The following is a 19,310-nucleotide window of genomic DNA, read 5'->3' on the forward strand; positions in this document are numbered from 1 at the left end:
ACCATGCCCGCCACGCTGACCGATGAGCTCGTCGCCGTCCTGCGTGCCCGCACACCGGGCGCGCAAGGCGCATTCATCCACTTCAACCACGCGGGCGCTTCGCTGCCCTCGGCCGGCACCTTGCAGGCCATCGAGGCGCATCTGCGCCTCGAGGCCACGCAGGGGCCCATGGAGGCCGGCGTACGGGCGCGCGAACAGGCCGAGCGCGCACGCCTGCTGGCCGCGCGCCTGCTCAACGCCCAGCCAGCCGAGGTTGCGCTGACCACGGGCAATTCGGCGGGCTGGGGCGCGGCCTTCGCCGCGCTCGGACCCTGGCGGGCCGGCGACCGCATCCTGGTCGCCCGCCACGAATGGGGCGGCAACCTGGCGGCCATGCGCCTGGCCGCGCAGCGCGCCGGCGCGACGATAGAAACCATTGCCTCGGACGAGAGCGGCGCGGTGGACCCCGGCGCCTTGCAGGCCATGCTGGACGAGCGGGTGCGCCTGATCGCGCTGACATGGCTGCCGGCCAATGGCGGATTGGTCAATCCGGCTGCCGCCGTCGGGCGCATTGCGCGGCGCCACGGTATCGCCTATTTCGTCGATGCCGCGCAGGCCGTCGGGCAATTGCCCATCGATGTCGCCGAGGTAGGATGCGACGTCCTGAGCGGCGCGGGCCGCAAGGCCTTGCGCGGGCCGCGCGGCACCGGGCTGCTGTATGTGCGCCAGGCCTTCCTGGAGCGGCTGGCGCCGGCCTGGGTCGATACCTGGTCGGCGCCGCTGGGCGAGGATGGCTGCCCCATCGTGCGCGGCGACGCCGCCCGTTTCGAGTCGGCCGAAAACAGCGTGGCGCTGCGCTGCGGGCTGGCCCACGCGCTGCACGAAGCGCTGGAGCTGGACATCGCGTCGATCCGCGCGCGCATCGACGCCGTGGCCACGCGTCTGCGCACGCGCCTGGCCGCGCTCGACGGCATCACGCTGCTGGACCAGGGACGGGTGCGATCCGGGCTGATTGCCTTCGATGTGGCAGGCTGGCAGGCCGACGCGGTGCAACGCGAGCTGGCGCGCCAGGGAATCGCGCTGGGCTGCAACGGGGTGGCCTATACGCCCCTGGACATGCAGGCGCGCGGGCTGCGGCAGATCGCCCGCGCTTCGGTCAGCTACCTGACCACCGAGGCCGAGATCGATGCGCTGCTCGGCGCGCTGGCCGCGCTGGCGCGCCGCGCGCCCTAGCTTTCGCGCTCGCCCGCCAGGCCGGCCAGGAAGCGCTCGTCGGCCTTGCTGAGCCGGCCCTCGCCGCGCGCGCGTTCGATCAGCTCAGGGCGGCGGCTGGCGGTCAGCCGCAGGGACTGCTCGCGGCGCCAGCGCGCGATGTTGGCATGATGGCCGCTGAGCAACGGCTGCGGCACCGGCACGCCTTCGTAGACTTCCGGACGGGTGTAATGCGGGCTGTCGAGCAGGCCGTCGAGCGCCGCGTTGAAGGAGTCCTGCAGCGCGGAGTCGCCATCGTTGAGCACGCCGGGCAGCAAGCGCACCGCGGCGTCCATCATGGCCAGGGCGGCCAGTTCGCCGCCCGACAGCACGAAATCGCCCAATGACAGCTCATGCGTGACACAGCGCTCGATGAAACGCTGGTCCACGCCTTCGTAGCGTCCGCAGATGAAAATCGCGCCCGAGCCCGCCGCCAGCGTGGTGGCTTCGGCCTGGTCGTAGCGCCGGCCCGCCGGAGACAGCAGGATCACCGGCGCGGCCTGCAGGCCCTGCGCGGCGCGGGCGGCCTGCGCGGCCGCCACCGCGGCTTCCAGCGGCGCGGCCATCATCACCATGCCTGGGCCGCCGCCGTAGGGGCGGTCGTCAACCGTGCGATGCACGTCCTGGGTGAAATCGCGCGGGTTCCAGGCGTGCAGCGCCCACAGGCCCTGCGCATGGGCGCGCCCCGTCACGCCCTGGTCGCGCACCAGGCCGAACATGTCGGGAAACAGCGTGACGACGTCGAAGCGCATCAGTAGTCCAGAGGCCAGTCGCTGTCGATGCGGCGCGCGGCCAGGTCGACATGCCGGATATGGGCGCGCACGAACGGCACCAGCTCTTCGAGCGGCCGGCCCTTGGGGTCGACCAGCGGCACCGGCCCGGGCTGGCCGGGCTGGAGCTGCTGGCGCAAGACCTTGAGGACCGCGTGCGCGCCGTTGTCGAACACCTCGTCGACCACGCCCAGCAAGCGGGACTCGCCGTCCGCATCGCTGTAGAGCGCGCAGCCGATCAGGTCGACCCAATAGTATTCGTCGTCGGCGGGCGCCGGAAAGGCGCTGCGCGCCGCCTGGACGAGGCAACCGCGCAAGGCCTCGGCTTGATCGCGGTCGTCGATGCCTGCCAGCTGGGCCACCACCGCGCCGCCATGGACGCGCGCCTGCAGCACCTGATAGGCGCGCGGCACGGACGCGACAACGCCCCGGGCCGCTTGCGGCGCGGGGCGAGTCAGCCACCAGTGAGAGACGGTGCGCAACACTTCGGCCTGCGCCGAGTGGGGCTGCACCTTTACCCAGCCTTTGACACCGTAGGCCGATGCAATGCGGCCCAGCTCGACCAGATCCGCGGGCGCCGCGCCGGAATGTGCGGCTTCAGACATGTGTCGTGTGTAGCAAAGTTGCGGACAAAGAAAGCGCTGGCATAGGCAGCGCTTTCAAGAAATGCAGGCGCTGGCGGGCATGGCAAAGCCCCGGCCAGACGCGCACGGGGGCACGGCCGGGGGTACGCTTACGCGCGCCCGCACCCGCCGCACCCGGCAGCGGGCTCAGGCAGCAGCCGAAACCTTGGCCGAGTATTCCTTGACCAGGCGCTCGACGGCGGGCGACAGCAGCGCGCCGTTGCCGGTCCAGTATTGCACGCGGTCCAGGGCGATGCGCAGATTCTCGGTGCCTTCAGCGGCAACCGGGTTGTAAAAGCCAACGCGCTCGACGAAACGGCCATCGCGACGATTGCGCGAATCGGTAGCTACCAGGTTGTAAAACGGACGCTTCTTCGAGCCACCGCGGGCCAGACGAATCACCAGCATAGGTAATCCCTTGAATTGGTTGTGAAAAACGGGAAATTCTAGCACTTAAAGTTGCCTGGTGGCAACTGAAGTTGCGTTTTTCCCCTATGGACAGACAAAAAAATGGGACGAATGCCCAACTGCGCTGAACGCCGCCCGCGCCACAGGCGTATGCTTGCGTGACGCAACCGGGGGGCGGCCACGCGGGCGGCCCGAAGGCCCCTCGCAAGCGGCGCGCCGGCCTGCCTGCAAAGGCAGCCGGCCCGGCAGGTATGCAAGCATACACCGCCCGCTGTTTCATCGCATCGACAGGAGCTTTCCATCATGAAGCATTGTTCGATTCTTGCCCCGCTTACCCGCCTGGCCGCCTGCGGCGCCCTGGCCGCCGTCCTGGCGGCGCCCCTGCCGGCGGCCGCCCGGGTCGGCGACGCCGCCCTGGTTTCGGTCACAGGCCAGATCACCGCGGTGGACCCCGCCACGCGCACGGTGACGGTGCGCGGCCCGCAAGGCAACGAAGTTCCCCTGCAGGCCGGCCCCGACGTGCGCAATTTCGACCGCATCAAGGTGGGCGACACCATGCGTGTGGACTACTACGAGTCCGTGTCGATCGCCACGCGCGCCAAGGGCAGCGGTGTACCGGAAGTCCGCAGCGAGACCGTCGCCACCCGCGCCAAGGAAGGCGCCCTGCCGCAAGGCGCGGTGGGCCGCAGCACGACCATCACGGCCGAAATCTGGCACATCGCCAAGGACGGCCGCACGGTCATCCTGCAAGGCCCGCAAGGCGGCCGCGAGACCTTCCATTTGCGCAGCGCCGCGGCGCAGGAAAAACTGCGCACTCTCAAGGAAGGCGACCTGGTCGACTTCACGGTGACGCGCGCGCTGGCCGCCGCCGTGCGCAGCCGCTAGCCCCACGCACGGTCGCGCGCCAAGGCAAACGGCCCGCTTGCGCGGGCCGTTTGCTTGCCGGCAGGCGCTCAGCGCCGCTGCAGGAAGTGCTCGCCGCGGCCCTCGGCCTCGCGCTGCGCCAGCAAGGTGTTGCCGGTCTGGCGCGCGAAGGCCTGGAAATCGCGGATGGCGTTGGGATCGGTGGTGACCACCCGCAGCACCTGGCCGCTTTCCATTTGCGCCAGCGCCTTCTTGGCGCGCAGGATGGGCAGCGGACAGGTCAGCCCGCTGGCATCGACTTCGTGCTGGTAGGGCGGCAGGCCGCCGGTATCAGAGGCGCTCATCGACCCACTTCTGTACGCTGGCCACGGCAGCCGGCAGCGCCGCCAGATCGGTGCCGCCGCCCATCGCCATGTCGGGACGGCCCCCGCCCTTGCCGCCCACCTGGCCAGCCACGAAGCCGACCAGATCGCCGGCCTTGATGCGGCCGGTGAGATCGGCCGTCACGCCACCCACCAGGCTGATCTTGCCATCGGCCGAGCCGGCGGCCAGCAGGACCACGGCGGGCTTGAGGCGGTCTTTCAGGTTGTCGACCATGCCGCGCAAGGCCTTGGGATCCACATCGCCGATGCTGGCGGCCAGCACCTTGATGCCCTTGACCTCGACCGTGGCCGTGGCGGCCAGGTCGTTGCCGGCGCTGGCGGCCAGCTTGGTGCGCGCCTGCTCGAGCTCTTTCTCGAGCGCCTTGAGCTGTTCCTGCACCTGGACGATGCGCTCGGGAAGCTCGTGCGCCGGGGCGCGCAGCACGCCGGCGGCGCGCTGCAGCAGCGCGTTCTGGTCCTGCACCCAGGCCAGCGCGTTGTCGCCGGTAATCGCTTCGATGCGACGCACGCCCGCCGCCACGCCGCCTTCGGACACCACCTTGAACAGGCCGATGTCGCCGGTGCGCCGCACGTGCGTGCCGCCGCACAATTCGCGCGAAAAACCGATGTCGAGCACGCGCACGGTATCGCCGTACTTCTCGCCGAACAGCGCCATCGCGCCGCCCTTGACGGCGTCGTCGTAGGCCATGACCTTGGCCTCTGTGGCCTGGTTGGCCAGTACCTCGGCATTGACGATGGCTTCCACGCGGGCGATCTGCTCGGCCGTCATGGGCGCGTCGTGCGCGAAGTCGAAGCGGGTCTTGTCGGGATCGACCAGCGAGCCGCGCTGCTGCACGTGGGCGCCCAGCACTTCGCGCAAGGCCTTGTGCATCAGGTGCGTGGCCGAGTGGTTGCGCACCGTGCGGGCGCGACGCACCGCATCCACGCGCGCCAGCAAGGTATCGCCGACCTTCAGCGCGCCGGCCTCGAGCGTGCCGTGATGGCCGAACACGCCGGGCTGGATCTTGAGGGTGTCGGCCACCGCGAACCGCACGCCGCCAGCCTCCAGCAGGCCGGTGTCGCCCACCTGGCCGCCGGACTCGGCATAGAACGGGGTGGCATCGAGCACCACGACCGCGTCCTGGCCCGCCGACACCTGCTCGACCTGGGTACCCTCGACATACAGCGCCGTCACCTTGACGCCGCTCAATTCGAGGCTCTCGTAGCCTTCGAAGCGCGTCTCGGCGCCTTCGTAGCTCAGGCCCTCGGCCATCTTGAACTTGCCCGCGGCGCGCGCCTGCTCGCGCTGGCGCTGCATCGCCGCCTCGAAGCCGGCCATGTCCACCTCGACCCCGCGCTCGCGACAGATGTCGGCGGTGAGATCGACCGGAAAGCCGTAGGTGTCGTACAGCGTGAACAACGTGGTGCCGTCGAGCGGGTCGCCCTTGGCGACCTTGGCCAGCGCGCCGTCCAAGATCTTCATGCCGTGTTCGAGCGTTTCGCCGAAGCGTTCTTCTTCCTGGCGCAGCACCTGCGCCACGCGCTCGGCCACCTGGGCCAGCTCGGGATAGGCTTCGCCCATCTCGGCCACCAGGTCCGGCACCAGGCGATGGAAGAACGGCTTGGTCTGGCCCAGCTTGTAGCCATGGCGCAGGGCGCGGCGCACAATGCGGCGCAGCACGTAGCCGCGGCCTTCGTTGCTGGGAATGATGCCGTCGACGATGAGAAAGGCGCAGGCGCGGATGTGATCGGCGATGACCTTCAGGGAGTTATCGGCCAGATCCTTCACGCCGGTCTCGCGCGCGGCGGCGGCGATCAGCTTCTGGAACAGGTCGATCTCGTAGTTGGAATGCACGTGCTGCAGCACCGCCGCGATGCGCTCCAGGCCCATGCCGGTGTCCACGCAGGGCTTGGGCAGGCGTTCCATGTTGCCGGCGGCGTCGCGCTCGAACTGCATGAACACCAGGTTCCAGATCTCGATGTAGCGATCGCCGTCTTCCTCGGGCGAGCCCGGAGGGCCGCCCCAGATTTCCGGGCCATGGTCGTAGAAGATTTCCGAACACGGGCCGCAGGGGCCGGTGTCCGCCATTTGCCAGAAGTTGTCGGACGCATAGCGGGCGCCCTTGTTGTCGCCGATCCGGATGATGCGCTCGGCGGGCACGCCGACTTCCTTGGCCCAGATGTCGTAGGCCTCGTCGTCTTCCTGGTAGACCGTGACCCACAGCTTCTCGGCCGGCAGCCTGTAGACCTGGGTCAGCAGCTCCCAGGCGTACTGGATGGCCTCGCGCTTGAAGTAGTCGCCGAAGCTGAAGTTGCCCAGCATCTCGAAGAACGTATGGTGGCGGGCGGTGTAGCCCACGTTCTCGAGGTCGTTGTGCTTGCCGCCGGCGCGCACGCTGCGCTGCGACGACGTGGCGCGCTTGTAGGCGCGCGCTTCCTTGCCGGTGAATACGTCCTTGAACTGCACCATACCCGAGTTGGTAAAGAGCAGCGTGGGGTCGTTGGCCGGCACCAGGGACGACGACGGAACGATCGTGTGGCCCTTGGACTGGAAGAATTGCAGGAACTTCTGGCGAATCTCAGAGGATTTCATCGTGGATGAATCGGGATTTTGGCGAATTTTTGATTATAGAGGGTCGGCAGGCCGATGCCAGCGCCGCCGCCCTACTCCTTGCCCGGACGCACGCAGACGAAGCTGGTGAACCCCGGCGCGCCGTCCACGCGGTCGATGGCCTGCGCCATGATAACCGACGCGTAACCCGGTGGGCACGAACACTGTCCGGTAAGCGGGTTGCGGCTGGTATGGCCGCTGTACGAGCGGCAGCCCACGTGGGAATTCACCGAATAGGCGCCGCCGAACGCCGGCGATGCCTTGCCCGCCGCCAGGCCGGCCCAGGCCAGCGGCGTGCCGGCTGGCAGCCGCGCCACGTCCGGCCAGGGCGGATTGGCGAAGCGAAACGCCGCGCCGCGCACCCCGCCGGCCACGGCGAAGCCGCCACGGCCGGCGGTGGCGGCCACCAGGGGCGCCATGCGCATCAGGTCGACCTGGCCGTGGCCATCCAGCAAGGGGCGGTCCAGCCAGGCCAGCGCGTCCAGCCGGCAGCCCGCCCGCGGGCAATGCGGATCGCGCCGGACCAGCATGATCACCCCCGTGCCCAGGGGCGAGCGCCTCGGCAGGGAACGCGCCAGCAGGCCGGCGGCCTGCAGCTCGGGCAGCGTCGGACGCCAGGCATCGCGAAACAGCGCGCGCCCGCGCTCATCGCGCGGCGCCAGCCCATCGGCCAGCGTGTCGAAATGCCGCTGCAGCAGTTGGTCGAGGCCGCGCTGGATTTCGCCCAGCCAGACGCCGGCACCGCGTGCGGCCGCGTCCTGAGCATCCTGCACCAGCCGGTTGGCGGCCCACACCGCCGCCATGGCCGCGAGCGCGGCGGCCACAGCCAGTTCCAGCAAGGCCAGGCCGCCCTGGGTGCGCGCGGATCTCATCGCGCCGTGAACACGAAGGTGTTGCGATCGCCCGCCACGCACTGCGCCTGGGCGGCCTGCGCGCGGTACGGCAACGCCGGGACGGCCAGCGCATTCTTGACCACCACCGGCCCCGCCTTGCCCTGCACGGCGATGATGTCGGATACGCGCTGCATGACCGAGGCCAGCGCCGGGCAGGCCGCGCCGTTGACATTGGTCAGCGTCAGCGTGAACGCCGAACCGGGCGGCGCGCCGCCCGGCGCGGCCGGCGCCACGCTGATGACGCCATGGGCGCCAGCCCCCTGCCCGCCCAGGCCGTGCGCGACCGTCGCCGACGCGCCCTCGCCGCGCACCGACACCACGCTGGAATCGCGCAGCGCATGCGCCAGCGACGCCGTGCCGATGCCCGTGTAGGGCGCCGCGCCATCGCCTTGCGCATTGGCCTTGGTCCGCGCCACGAAACGCTGCAGTTCCTCTCCGACCCGGGGCACTTTGCTTTCGATGACATACGAGCCGATGGCGGGAATGCCGATGATGGCCACCAGCAAGACGATGGCCGTGACGATGGACACCTCGACCAGGGAGAAGCCGGCTTGGCGGCCGGACAGAATCGTGTGTGACATGAAGAATCCTCCTGCGTGAAGAAACGCCTGCCGAGGCTTATTGGCTGGCGTAGAAACTGACCAATGCGCGCCGTAGATCGTCGATGGCGGCGTAATGCCAAAACGCCAGGGCCAGCACCGCCCCGACCGCGCCCAGCAGCAGTACCCAGCGCAGGCCCTGCGCCTGGCGCCGCAGGCGCGGCAGCATGTGCGCCTCGACCCGCGTGCGCGCCCGCGCCAAGCCGTCGGCCAGGCCATGCGCGGCGACCATGTCGGCCATGAACCAGGCGTGCGCGGGTTCGAACAGCCCGGTATCGAACACGCTGGCATCGACCACCCCGGCGTCGACCCGCAGCAGCATGCGCTCGAGGTGCCAGGCCAGCCACGGCGGCGCGTCGGCCCCCTGGACGAGCAGCGCGGTGCGCAGGCGCGTGTCGATGTTGCCCCGCTGGCGCAACAGCACGGTGGCCAGCGCCAGGAAGCGGATCGCCTGCATATCGCGGTACAGGCGCCATGGCTGCCAGCGGTCCAGGAACACGCGCGCGCGCCCGGCGTAGCGGGGCAGCGACCAGCACACTAGCGCCACCGCCGCCGTCAATGCCGCCACCGCCGCGGGCCAGGCCGCTTCGACGTACCTGGCCAGCGCGAACAGGCCGGCCGACCAGGCGCCGTGGTAATCCGGCGGCACGGCCTGGAATACCAGGCGCAGGCGCGGCGCGCTGAAGGCCGGCACGGCCGCCAGCAAGGCGCAGGCCACCGTCATGGCGACCAAGCCGGCGGCGATCGTCACGCAGAACTCGCGCCGCATTCCCTGCGTCAGGCGGGTCAGGTGCGCCAGGTCGCGCAACACGATGCCCAGCGCGCCGCCGCCCGCCGACTGCGCCAGCGCCAGCAGCGTGCAATCGCCTTCGGGCAGGCAACGGGTCCAGGTGGCGCGCAGGTCGCCGCCGCAATCCTGGTAGCGGTGCAGCCAACGGCGCGCCAGGCGGCCGCGCACGCTCGCCTCGCCATGGCGCGCCGCGTCGGTCTCGAAGATGTCGCGCAGGGTCTGACGCCCCTGCAGGCCTTCCAGCATGTCGGCCAGGTATTCGTAGTAGTCGCCCCGCTCGGCGCCGAAGCGCCATGCGTCGAGCCGCTGGCCCAGCGCGCCGGCCGCGCGCCACGCCAACGCCAGCGCCGCGTGCTCAGCCATGGCCGTCCTCGGCGCCCATCGGCGTACGCAAGGCGGGTGGCAGCGCGAAACAGCGTTCGACCAGGCGCGGATCCACCACGCCTGCTTCGACCTTGCGCCAGGCGCAATCGACTGCCCGCAGCGGCGCGTCGGGCGGCTGCCGGCGTGCGCGCCGCCCCAGCAAGCGGCGCAGCGCCGGATTGTCGCGCCGGCGGATGAGATCGAGCAGGACGGCGTCGGTTTCCGGCTCGAGCAGTTCGGCGACCACGGTGCGCCCCGCGTAGCCGCGCAGGGCCGGCAGACCGGCGCCTGCGCAGGCCGCGCAACCGGCGGGATTGCGCACGCGCGCCTGCGCCAGCGCCACGCCGGCGCGGCGCAGGCGCGCGGCCCAGCAACGCCACGCCAGGCGCTGCGCGTGGGACCGGCCGGCGCCGCGGTGCCACAGCATGGCCAGGGGCAAGGCGCATGCCGGACACAGGCGTGGCAGCAAGGTCTGGTAGACCAGCAGCTTGAGCACGCCGGGCGTGGCCAGGAAGTCGCGCGACACACCGATGAAGTCGGATGCCAGGCGTTCCGGAATCAGCAAGGCGGAGCCGGCGTGCGTCGTGGTGTAGAGGCTGACCCCGGAGCCGGCCAGGTCGGTGAAGACGCGCCCGGTCTGGCGATCCCGGACCTCGCCCAGGTACAGGTCGTGCATGGCCGAGCGCTTGATGGTCAGCAGCTTGGCATCGAACGGCGCGCCGGCCTCTCCTTCCAGCGAGCGGCTCACGCTGTTCTGCAGGGCGTTGGCGATGGCGTACTCGGCCGGGTCTTCCAGGGTGACCAGCTTGCGCTCGGCCGGCAGGCCGCGCAGCATGGTGGCGAGGGTGGTGGACTTGCCGGCCCCCACCGTGCCCGCCAGCACCACCGCCCCGCCAGCGCGCTGGCAGGCGCGCTCGAGCGTGGCGGCCTGCGCCGGCAGATAGCCCAGTTCCGCCAGGCTGGCCCCGCCTTGCGGCGGGTCCTGGCGCAGGATGCGCAGGCATACGGACGGACCGTGATCCGTGGCCAGGGAGGCCCAGCGCAGCACGACCGGCACCTCGTCGACCTGCAGCGCGATGCGTCCCTGCTGTTCGGCACGCGGATCGAACACCGCGCCGTTGCCCGCGCGCACGTCCATCCAGGCCACCGCGAGGATTTCGAGCAGGCAGGCATGCGACAGGCCATTGAAGCATGGCGCGGCCACGTAGGCGCCGCCCACGGTATAGCGAACCTGCGCGGTGGCGGCGCGTCGGTCGGCGTGCAGGTGCAGATCGCTGGCGCCGTGGCGCACGCCCCAGCGCACCATGTCGAAGAACAGCGCCTGCAGCGCCGTGCGCCGTTGCGCGGGATGGTCGGCCGCATGCAGGCCCGGGGCGCCAGCCGCCTCGCGCGCCACGGCCAGCAGCAAGGGCGAAGGCAACACATAGCGCGCCGGCGCCGCCAGCCGGTAGCCGCGCTTGCGCATGAGGCGCTCGAGTTCGTCGGCCTGGTCGCCATGTACGTAGTCGGCCAGCGCGAACAAGGCGGCGTAGCTGCCTTCGAGCAGCACCGGGCACAGGCGTCCCGCCAGGGCGCCGAGGTCGAACTCCCGCGCCAGCGCACGCACGAACGCGGGACGCAGGCGGCCCAGCGCCTCGTGGTCGGCCACGAAGGGAGCAAGCGTGGTGCACGGGCTGTGCAAGACCGGCCTGTGGGATCGGATTCTCATGGCGCGGCCCCTGCGGCAGACGCCGCGCCGTTGTCCAGGCTCGCGGCCGCAGCCAGGCAGGCGGTGCGGCGGACCGCGCCGCTGCGCAAGTGCACGCATGGCACGGCTATGGCTTCGAGCTGGTAGCGGGCCTCGGGCGCCTGGCCGGACGGCCTGCGCTGGCCCGCCAGGTAGCGCCAATGGCGCCGGTTGATGGAGACCTCCGCGCGCAGCGCAGCGCCGACGCCGTAGATGGCCAGCAATACGATGCGGTCGGCGCGCGGGCCCGGCGCCGCCGGCGCTGCCTTGCGCGCGGCTGGCGCGTCGCTCCACGGCGCCGGGGCTGCCGGTCGCGGCGGCTGTGCGATCGCCAGGGTTTCGCGCCGCAGCAGCTCGCGCACGGTATCGGCGTGCGGCCAGGGTGCGGGCGGCGCGGCCGGCTGGGCCTGCGCGGCATGAACCGTCAGGGCCGATACCAGCGCCGCCAGGAAGGCCCCGCTAGGAACGTGAAGTCGTCTGCTCATAGAGGGATCCTTGAAGATGCAGCGACAGCACGCTGGCGCGCAGCGTCGCGATCGCGTCCGGGACCACGCGCAGGGACACCGTGGCCCATCCGATGGGCGCCGGCAGCGGCCACACCAGCGCCAGCGAACGCAGAGGCCCGTCGAGCACGAGCTCGCGCCGGCGGAGCTCGGGCGCGGCAGGCGGCGCGAGCTCGGGCGGGCCATCCCAGGCCGGGCCGGCCAGCGCCTGCGCGGCGCCCACCGAGACATGCGTGAAGGCGGCGCTGGCACGCTGCAGCGTGGCGGCCAGCGCCAGCGTGTCGGCCGGCGAGGCCGGCGCGGTGCGATCCAGCCCGTGCTGGTCGCCGGCCAGCGTCCAGGCCACGCGCGTATGCTCCAGCGTATGCAGCCGCATCTGCCAGCCGGGCGGAACCGCGGCGGCAAACGCCAGGCTGGTGGCCGCCGCATCGACGCGGTGGTAGTCGGCGTCGCAGTGCCACGCCGGGCCCGGCACGCATTGCGCCTGCCGCAGCGCCCAGCCGGCGACCCGCAGCGGCAAGGCCTGCAAGGTATCGAGCACCCGCGCCAGCTCGCTGCTGGTATGCACCGGCCAGCCGCGCAGGAACTCCGCTTGGGCGGCGCGCCAGACGGCCCGCGGATCGGGCGCGGCGGGCGGCGGCGCCTGGCGCAGGCCGCGCCACAACGAGGCGCCGCCGGCCACGGCCAGCGCCAGCACGACCGCTCGCGCCGCTACCGGCGCACGCGACCAGCGCGAGGCCAGCGGCGCCAGGCGCGCGGAGGGATCCGGCCTGGCCAGCAAGGTATCCAGCGCGGCCTGCGCCGGCACCTCGCGCAGGTCGGGACGCTGCGCCAACAGCGTGCGCAGGCAGGCCTGCGCCTGCGCGACATCCGCAAAGAGCCGGTCGGCGCTGGCAAGCACGGCGCCGTCCTGCACGGCGATCAGCCAGCCCTGCCCGTCCGGCAGGCTGGCCACGCCGGCCTGCGCGCCATCCGGGTGCAGACTGGCGTACGCCTGCGCCGCGCTGTGGAGCGCCAGCGCGCCATAGCGGCGAGGCAGGCGCGCGCAACCCGCGGCGACCGCGTGCCGGCCGCCCACCAGGTAATGTGTGGCGCGCAAGGCGCGGGCGCGGGCCCGCCCCTGCAGCGCGGCGTGACTGCCCAGCACGGCGAACCATGTCAGCCCGAAGGCCAGCATGGGCCCGCCCTGCGTCTGCTGCAGCACCAGCGGCGGATGCGTGGCGGCGCGCATGGCTCAACCCTCGTCGATCTGCGCGGTGACCATGACCACGGTCGTGACCCGCTCGCGCGCCGTGCGGTCGTGCCCGCCGGCCGCGAGCGGCGCATCGGGAAACAGGCGGTGGCGTTCGTATTGGTCTTCGCTGTGGTCGAAGCCCGACAGGATGACGGGCTGGCCGGGCAGCAGCTCGACCTGCTGCACGATGCCGCTGCCGTCGATGGCGATCTGCTGCAGCGACACTTGCTGGCCGCCCTCGCCGAAGGTCAGGGTGCGCAACGGCTGGGCGATGGTGTTGTCATAGGAAATGGAGAGCAGGATGCGGCCGTCATCGCGCGCCTCGGGCAACAGCGTGAGGAACGTGCCCACCGTCTCGCGCTTCTGCTGCACCGCCAGGCCGGGCACGGCATCGCGCCCACCGGGCGCCGCCGCGGTCGGGCTCAGGCGCTGCACCTGGTCCACGTAGGAAAACGTGGTGCGCACGGCGTGGGTGACGGCGCGCCGGTTCAGCGTCAGCATGGGTATGCTGCGATGGCGCAGTACCGCTCCCATGGTGCTCAACGCGGCGATCAGGGCGCGCGCGTCGCGCCAGGGCCCGGCCAGCACGCGGGCCCCGAGCGCGCCTGCCGCGCCGGCCCCGCCGGGCATGGCGTACGACGCCGCGGCGCGCGCGCTGGCGTAGACCGCCTGCCAATCGATGCCGCCTTCGGCGGCGGCCATGGTGCGCACCGTGAGTTCTTCGAACACCAGGCGTACCCGGCGCGTCAGGGCGCGGTTCTCGCCTTGCAGGTATTTCTCGATGCGCGCGAGCGCCTCCGGCGTATCCGTGACCGCGAGCGTGCTTCCGCCCGCCTCGATCTCGGCGATGACGCCGGCGCGCGTCAGGAAAGCGGCGACGCGGTCTCGCACGGCCTGCAGCGCCTTGCCGGCGTCGGCGCTGAGCACCGTGCTCGAGGCATGGTCGAAACTGCCCGTCTCGCCGCTGCCGGCGCGGCCCAGCCGAGCCTGCGCGCTGGCTGCCAGCGCCAGCGTGCGCACATCGAAGACCCGCGTTTCGGTGCGGTAGAACTCGATGGCGCCGCGATGGTAGCGCCAGTGCACGTACAGCTGCGCGGCCAGCGCGTCGAGCGTGTCGGCCAGCGGACGCGGCCCGGCGCGCAGTTCGGCCTGGGCGGGAGGCTCGGCCGCCAGCTCGGCCGGCCCCGCCAGGCGCGGCAGGAAGGCGGCGCGCGGCAGCAGCGCGTCGGGATGCACGCGCACGGCGATGCCGGTGGCGCGATGCAGGCGCTCGGCCAGCACGGGCAGCGTGGCCTTGCCCGCGAACAGCAGGGTCGTATCGACATCGGCGCGCAGCGCCGGCGGCAGCAGCACCTCGCGTGCCAGCGGCTGGGCGCGACCGGCCAGCCAGGGCCGCGCGACGTCCTGGGCGGCTTCGCGCGCCGGCCGCTCGCCGGCCCGGCCCACGGCCTGCTGCCCTTCGAGCAGGCGTGCGCGCAGGGACGTCGCGGCGTCGCGCATGGCCTGCATCTGCTGCGACAGCGAGCATCCGCCGAGCGCCAGCGACAGGCCCGCCATGGCCAGGCGCCGCGCCTTCATGTCAGCCCCGGCGCGGCGGCGCGCGTGCGGTCGCAGGCTTGCGCCAGCGGCACGACGCGCAGTACGCGATTGGCGTAGAAGCACGGCTGCGCCGGCCGCTCGGACAATTCGGTGGCCGCCAGCAGCGCGCGCACGGCGGTCTTGAAATCACCCGGAAGTTCGGCCTTGCCCGCCAGCGGAATATCGACGTCGAGGGCCCAGTGTTCGGCCTCGAACGTCCAGCCCGCGGCGCGCGCCCAGCGCGCCAGCACGGCCCGCAAGGTCAGGTCGGGCGGCGCGGCCCGAAAGCGCGGCGCCGGCGGCGCGGCCTCGGCGGCCTCGGCGGGCGCGACGGCGGATGGCGTGGCCGGGACCGGGGCCGGCCCCTCGGCGCGGACAACCGGCGCGCCCGCCGGAATCGGCGCGCCGCTGCGCTGTATGCGCGCGACATAGCGGCCGCCGCGCAGGCTGAGCGCGGGCCAGGCGCCGTCCACGACGATGTAGGGGTCGCGGCGCAGGTACGGCACCGGACGTTCGCCGCCGGCGCCGTGCGCGAAGATGGCCGGTATCGGCTGGCCCGGCGCGAACTGCAGCCAGATGCGCCGCGCATCGTCGAACACCTGCAGCGGCGCCACCGCCGGGTCGCCCGACAGTTGCCAGTCGAAGCGGTACTGGCCGGCCGGCGCCTCGTCCCAGGCGGCCGCGACGGCGGCCGGGCGCGGGCCCGCGCAGGCCTGCAAGACGGCCAGCAGGCACACTATGGACAGCGATCGAACCATGCGACTTTCCTGGCAAGGCGGCGCGACGGCCGCGGGATGCCAGGCATGGTGACGCAGCCGGCGGGGCGCGCCTAGACCGACATGTACGCATGGATCAATCGGGCACCATGCCTTGCCAGGCGATCTGCATGGCCATAAAAAAGGCCGGCCAGCGGCCGGCCCGCAGCGCGTCGCGCCCTACGCATATTCCTGGTAGGCGCGCCCCAGCGACATCACCAGCCGGTCCGATTCGGGCAGGCCGACGATCTGCAGGGAGGTCGGCAAGCCGTGCGCCCCCGAGCCGTTGGGCACCGCCAGCGCGCAGCAGCCGAGCCACGCCGGCATGCGCGTGTACACCGCCGGGTTGTACGGCGACTGCTCCAGCCCCGCAAGCGGCTGCGCCACGCACGGCGTCGTAGGCATCAGCAAGGCCTTGACGCCGGCCATCGCCTGCGTGAACGTATCGATCATCGCGCTGCGGCGCCCCAGCAATTCGGCATAGGCGGCGGCATCGTACCGGTCGCCCACCAGGAAGCGCGCGCGCACGTCCTCGTCCATGCCGGACAGTGGGTCGTGGACGTACTTCCCGGCGAATTGCAGGCCTTCGCAGGCGATCAGCGTGGAGGTCAACTGGGCGAACGCTTCCCGGTCGAACGGCAGCGCCAGCTCGACCAGCGTCGCGCCCATCGCCTCGAAGGCCCGCAGGCTTTGCGCATAGGCGTGCGCCACCTCGGGCTCGATGGCGCCCAGCCATTGCGCGCCGAGCACGCCGATACGCGCGTCGCGCACGCGCGCCACGGCCTGCGAACCCGGCTGCGCGGTGTCCGTGGCGGTCTTGCCGGTCAACAGGTCGTCGAGCATCTGCACGTCTTCGACGGTGCGCGCCAACGGTCCGATGGTGTCCAGGGTGTGGCTGAGCGACATGACGCCCGCGCCGCTGTGGCGCCCCATGCTGGGCCGCATGCCGGTCAGCCCGCAGAACGCCGAAGGAATGCGGATCGAGCCGCCGGTGTCCGTGCCTACCGCGAAGGGCACCATCTGCGCGCCGACGGCGGCCCCCGATCCGCTGCTCGATCCGCCCGTCGCGCAGGGCACGTCCGCGCGCAGCGGATTGCGCGGCGTTCCCATGCGCTGGTTGGTGCCCCAGCCGCCGAACGCGAATTCCACGGTGTGCGTCTTGCCCAGCAGGATCATCCCGGCATCGAGCAGCGCACGCACGTACTCGGCGGTGGCGCCGGCCTGCCGCCCCGCGCCGGTGCGCGAGCCATAGGTCGTGAATCTGCCGGCCACGTCGACGATATCCTTCACGGCGAACGGAATGCCATGCAAGGGGCTCAGGCGCTGCCCTTGCGCCAGCGCCTGCGTGGCCTGGCGGGCCGCGTGCCGGGCCTCGTCCTCGTAGACGGCCACGAACGCCCCGATCGCGGGATTCAGGTCCTGGATGCGGCGCAGGAAGACGTCGGTCACCTCGGCGGGCGTGAACGCGCCCCGGGCGATCCCCCTGGCGAGCTCGGCGACGCCGGCCCGGGCAATATGCTGGTCAGTACTGGTCATGCCTGTAGCTCCATGGCGGGTTCCGCCGCCTGGCCCACGCGGCCGGGCAGCGAATCGAACAAGTGGCGGGTATAGGGGTGCTGGGGCGCATGGATGACTTGCCGCACCGGGCCCAGCTCGAGCAGGCGCCCTTTCTGCATCACGCCGATGCGGTCGCAGACCTGCGCGGCCACGCGCAAGTCGTGGGTAATGAAGATCATGGCGAATCCCAGCCGCTTCTGGAGATCTTCGAACAGCTCCAGCACCTGCGCCTGCACCGACACGTCCAGCGCCGACACGGCCTCGTCCGCGACGATCAGGTCGGGCTCCATCGCCAGGGCGCGCGCAATGCAGATGCGTTGCCGCTGCCCGCCCGAGAACTGGTGCGGATAACGCTGCAGGCCGTCGGCCGGCAAGCCCACCAGGGCCATCAATTCGGCCGCGCGCGCGCAGGCCGCCTTGCGGTCCACCCCGCTTTCGATCGGGCCTTCGATCAAGGCATGCAGAATCCTGCGGCGCGGGTTCAGCGACCGGTAGGGATCCTGGAACACCATCTGCACGCGGCGGCGCACCGCCCGCAGCGCCTTGCCCGACAGCCCCGCGATGTCCACGCCGTCGAAGACGATCCGGCCCGACGTGGGGGCGTGCGCCCGCGTGATGCAGCGCCCCAGGGTCGACTTGCCCGAGCCCGACTCGCCGACAACGCCCAGGGTCTCGCCCTTTTTCAGCGTGAAGCCGACATCGGCGACGGCATGCGTGCGCCGCGCCGGGCCCAGCAGGCCGCGCGACTCATAAACCAGGTTCAGGCCGCTAACCGACAGAAGTTCATCGGACGACGCGTTCTGCTGCGTCTTGGGCACGCCGCTCGGCACCGCGGCCAGCAGCTTGCGGGTGTAGTCGTGGCGAGGCGCGTCCAGCACCTGCCCGGCCGGCCCCTGTTCGACGATGCGGCCCAGCTGCATCACGGCCACGTGGTCGGCGATATCGCGCACCACATCGAAGTCATGCGTGATGAACAGCACCGCGCTCGAATGCTTGGCCAGCAACTGGCGAAACAGCTTGAGCACCTGCGCCTGGGTCGTGACGTCGAGCGCCGTGGTGGGTTCGTCGGCGATGATCAGCGCGGGCTCCAGCGCCAGCGCCATCGCGATCATGATGCGCTGGCGCTGCCCGCCCGACAATTGATGCGGGAAGGCGTCCATGAGCGCCTCGGGGGTGGGCAGGTGCACATCGCCCATCAGCTCCAGCACCCGCGCCCGCACTTGCCCGGCGCCCAGGTCCGGCCGGTGCACCTGCAACACCTCCGCGATCTGGCGTCCCACGCGCATCAGCGGATTGAGCGAGGTCATGGGTTCCTGGAACACCATGGCCATGCGGTCGCCGCGCAGCGCCTGCATGCGCGCCGGCGACGCCGCGGTCAGGTCTTCGCCATCGAGCCGGATGCTGCCGGCGCTCACGCCCAGGTTGCCCGGCAGCAGCCCCATGACGGCCGACGCCGTCAGCGACTTGCCCGACCCCGATTCGCCCACCAGGCACAGGATTTCTCCCTGGGCCAGGCTCAGCGTGACGTCCTGCACCAGTGTCCGCGCGCCGGCGCGGATGGCCAGGCCGGACACCTCCAGCACCCGTTGCTTCGGTGTGTTCTCAATCATTTGCGCGCCTCGCGAGTTTCGGGTCCAGGCTGTCGCGCAGTCCATCGCCCAGCAGGTTCACCGCCAGCACGGTGACGGCCAGCAGCAGGCCGGGCGCCACGGTGGCCCACGGCGCGCGCTGGAAGACCGGCCGCGCCTCGGCCAGGATGTTGCCGAAGGTGGGGATCTCGGGCGGGAACCCCACGCCCAGAAAGCCCAGCACGGCCTCGAGCAGGATCGCCGCGGCGAACACGTAGCTGGCCTGCACGATCAGCGGCGCGAAGCAATTGGGCAGGATGTGCCGCCAGACGACCTTGGGATACGGCACCCCGAGCCCGACCGCGGCCTCGACGTAGGGCTCTTCGCGCACCGAGAGCACCACGCTGCGCACCAGGCGCACCACGCGCGGAATCTCGGGCACGGCGATCGCGATCACGACCGAGGCCAGGCTGGCGCCGAACAGCGATACCAGGGCCACCGCCAGCAGGATGCCGGGAATGGCCATGACGCCGTCCATGATCCGCATGAGGACGCGGTCCATGATGCGCGAGGCCCCGGCCACCAGGCCGATGAGGGTGCCGATCGCAATCGTGATGACGACCACCAGCGCGCCGATGGCCAGGGACATGCGGCTGCCATGCACGACGCGGGAGTACACGTCGCGCCCGAGCGCATCGGTGCCCAGCAGGAAGGCCTCTCCCGGCGGCGTCAGGCGCATGCGCGGCTGCATCATCGCGGGGTCCATGCTGGCGATCCAGGAAGCCGCGACGCTGATGGCGACCATCAGCAGCAGCACGCCGCCTCCCAGCAGCGCCAGTCTGTTGTGGCGAAGAATGGATGTCATGTCTCGTCTCC

Annotated in this window: 18 protein-coding genes; 2 read left to right on the forward strand and 16 right to left on the reverse strand. The window is 71.6% G+C overall.

Annotated elements, in window-relative coordinates; genetic code table 11:
• Positions 1-3: 3 nt before the first annotated feature.
• Positions 4-1,212 carry an aminotransferase class V-fold PLP-dependent enzyme gene (locus EL288_RS14015; RefSeq protein ID WP_003810678.1) on the forward strand — a complete coding sequence of 403 codons (1,209 nt, stop codon included), beginning with the start codon at positions 4-6 and terminating at the stop codon, positions 1,210-1,212.
• Here the strand turns inward: EL288_RS14015 and trmD are convergent.
• The 3 genes from trmD to rpsP all read right to left on the reverse strand — a co-directional run bounded on the left by trmD (position 1,209) and on the right by rpsP (position 3,031).
• Positions 1,209-1,982: a tRNA (guanosine(37)-N1)-methyltransferase TrmD gene (gene trmD, locus EL288_RS14020; protein ID WP_003810676.1), complete on the reverse strand. Its 774-nt coding sequence runs from the start codon at positions 1,980-1,982 to the stop codon at positions 1,209-1,211. The two genes, EL288_RS14015 and trmD, sit on opposite strands and share 4 nt — an antisense overlap.
• Positions 1,982-2,605 carry a ribosome maturation factor RimM gene (gene rimM / locus EL288_RS14025; protein WP_003810674.1) on the reverse strand — a complete coding sequence of 208 codons (624 nt, stop codon included), beginning with the start codon at positions 2,603-2,605 and terminating at the stop codon, positions 1,982-1,984. The genes trmD and rimM overlap by 1 nt, the downstream gene beginning before the upstream one ends.
• 165 nt (positions 2,606-2,770) lie before the next feature.
• Complete coding sequence (gene rpsP, locus EL288_RS14030) at positions 2,771-3,031, reverse strand: 30S ribosomal protein S16 (RefSeq protein ID WP_010926757.1); 261 nt, start codon at positions 3,029-3,031, stop codon at positions 2,771-2,773.
• 303 nt (positions 3,032-3,334) lie between these two features.
• Here rpsP and EL288_RS14035 point away from each other — a divergent pair, with 303 nt between their 5' ends.
• Complete coding sequence (locus EL288_RS14035) at positions 3,335-3,916, forward strand: hypothetical protein (RefSeq protein ID WP_003810668.1); 582 nt, start codon at positions 3,335-3,337, stop codon at positions 3,914-3,916.
• A gap of 68 nt (positions 3,917-3,984) precedes the next feature.
• Here the strand turns inward: EL288_RS14035 and EL288_RS14040 are convergent, their stop codons facing one another.
• The 13 genes from EL288_RS14040 to EL288_RS14100 form a co-directional block, all read right to left on the reverse strand.
• Positions 3,985-4,239, reverse strand: coding sequence for a sulfurtransferase TusA family protein (locus tag EL288_RS14040; protein ID WP_003810665.1), 255 nt, complete (start codon positions 4,237-4,239; stop codon positions 3,985-3,987).
• Positions 4,226-6,850, reverse strand: coding sequence for an alanine--tRNA ligase (alaS, locus tag EL288_RS14045; protein WP_003810664.1), 2,625 nt, complete (start codon positions 6,848-6,850; stop codon positions 4,226-4,228). The genes EL288_RS14040 and alaS overlap by 14 nt, the downstream gene beginning before the upstream one ends.
• A 71-nt stretch (positions 6,851-6,921) precedes the next feature.
• Entirely contained in the window at positions 6,922-7,740 is an 819-nt protein-coding gene (locus EL288_RS14050) for a hypothetical protein (RefSeq protein ID WP_033459820.1), read from the reverse strand.
• The gene (locus tag EL288_RS14055; RefSeq protein ID WP_003810661.1) at positions 7,737-8,342 is read right to left on the reverse strand and encodes a type 4 pilus major pilin; all 606 of its coding nucleotides are present in this window, start codon (positions 8,340-8,342) and stop codon (positions 7,737-7,739) included. Before EL288_RS14055 ends, EL288_RS14050 begins: the two co-directional genes overlap by 4 nt.
• Before the next feature lie 37 nt (positions 8,343-8,379).
• Complete coding sequence (locus EL288_RS14060; RefSeq protein WP_033459817.1) at positions 8,380-9,513, reverse strand: hypothetical protein; 1,134 nt, start codon at positions 9,511-9,513, stop codon at positions 8,380-8,382.
• On the reverse strand, positions 9,506-11,221 hold the full coding sequence (locus tag EL288_RS14065) for an ATPase, T2SS/T4P/T4SS family (RefSeq protein ID WP_033459815.1): 1,716 nt from the start codon (positions 11,219-11,221) through the stop codon (positions 9,506-9,508). Before EL288_RS14065 ends, EL288_RS14060 begins: the two co-directional genes overlap by 8 nt.
• Positions 11,218-11,724 carry a hypothetical protein gene (locus EL288_RS14070; RefSeq protein ID WP_232018691.1) on the reverse strand — a complete coding sequence of 169 codons (507 nt, stop codon included), beginning with the start codon at positions 11,722-11,724 and terminating at the stop codon, positions 11,218-11,220. The genes EL288_RS14065 and EL288_RS14070 overlap by 4 nt, the downstream gene beginning before the upstream one ends.
• On the reverse strand, positions 11,699-12,973 hold the full coding sequence (locus tag EL288_RS14075) for a type 4b pilus protein PilO2 (protein WP_033448219.1): 1,275 nt from the start codon (positions 12,971-12,973) through the stop codon (positions 11,699-11,701). The genes EL288_RS14070 and EL288_RS14075 overlap by 26 nt, the downstream gene beginning before the upstream one ends.
• 3 nt (positions 12,974-12,976) lie before the next feature.
• Positions 12,977-14,554 (reverse strand): lipoprotein, encoded by a 1,578-nt coding sequence (locus EL288_RS14080; RefSeq protein ID WP_033452424.1) that lies wholly within the window; start codon positions 14,552-14,554, stop codon positions 12,977-12,979.
• Positions 14,551-15,312, reverse strand: a complete 762-nt coding sequence (locus EL288_RS14085; protein ID WP_010926761.1) for a TcpQ domain-containing protein — start codon at positions 15,310-15,312, stop codon at positions 14,551-14,553. Before EL288_RS14085 ends, EL288_RS14080 begins: the two co-directional genes overlap by 4 nt.
• A 177-nt stretch (positions 15,313-15,489) precedes the next feature.
• Positions 15,490-16,845, reverse strand: a complete 1,356-nt coding sequence (locus EL288_RS14090) for an amidase (RefSeq protein ID WP_003810643.1) — start codon at positions 16,843-16,845, stop codon at positions 15,490-15,492.
• The gene (locus tag EL288_RS14095) at positions 16,842-18,476 is read right to left on the reverse strand and encodes an ABC transporter ATP-binding protein (protein ID WP_003810641.1); all 1,635 of its coding nucleotides are present in this window, start codon (positions 18,474-18,476) and stop codon (positions 16,842-16,844) included. The genes EL288_RS14090 and EL288_RS14095 overlap by 4 nt, the downstream gene beginning before the upstream one ends.
• Entirely contained in the window at positions 18,469-19,299 is an 831-nt protein-coding gene (locus EL288_RS14100; protein WP_003810639.1) for an ABC transporter permease, read from the reverse strand. The genes EL288_RS14095 and EL288_RS14100 overlap by 8 nt, the downstream gene beginning before the upstream one ends.
• Positions 19,300-19,310: the final 11 nt, after the last annotated feature.

It is taken from the genome of Bordetella bronchiseptica (genome assembly GCF_900636925.1).
GTDB lineage: Bacteria > Pseudomonadota > Gammaproteobacteria > Burkholderiales > Burkholderiaceae_B > Bordetella > Bordetella pertussis.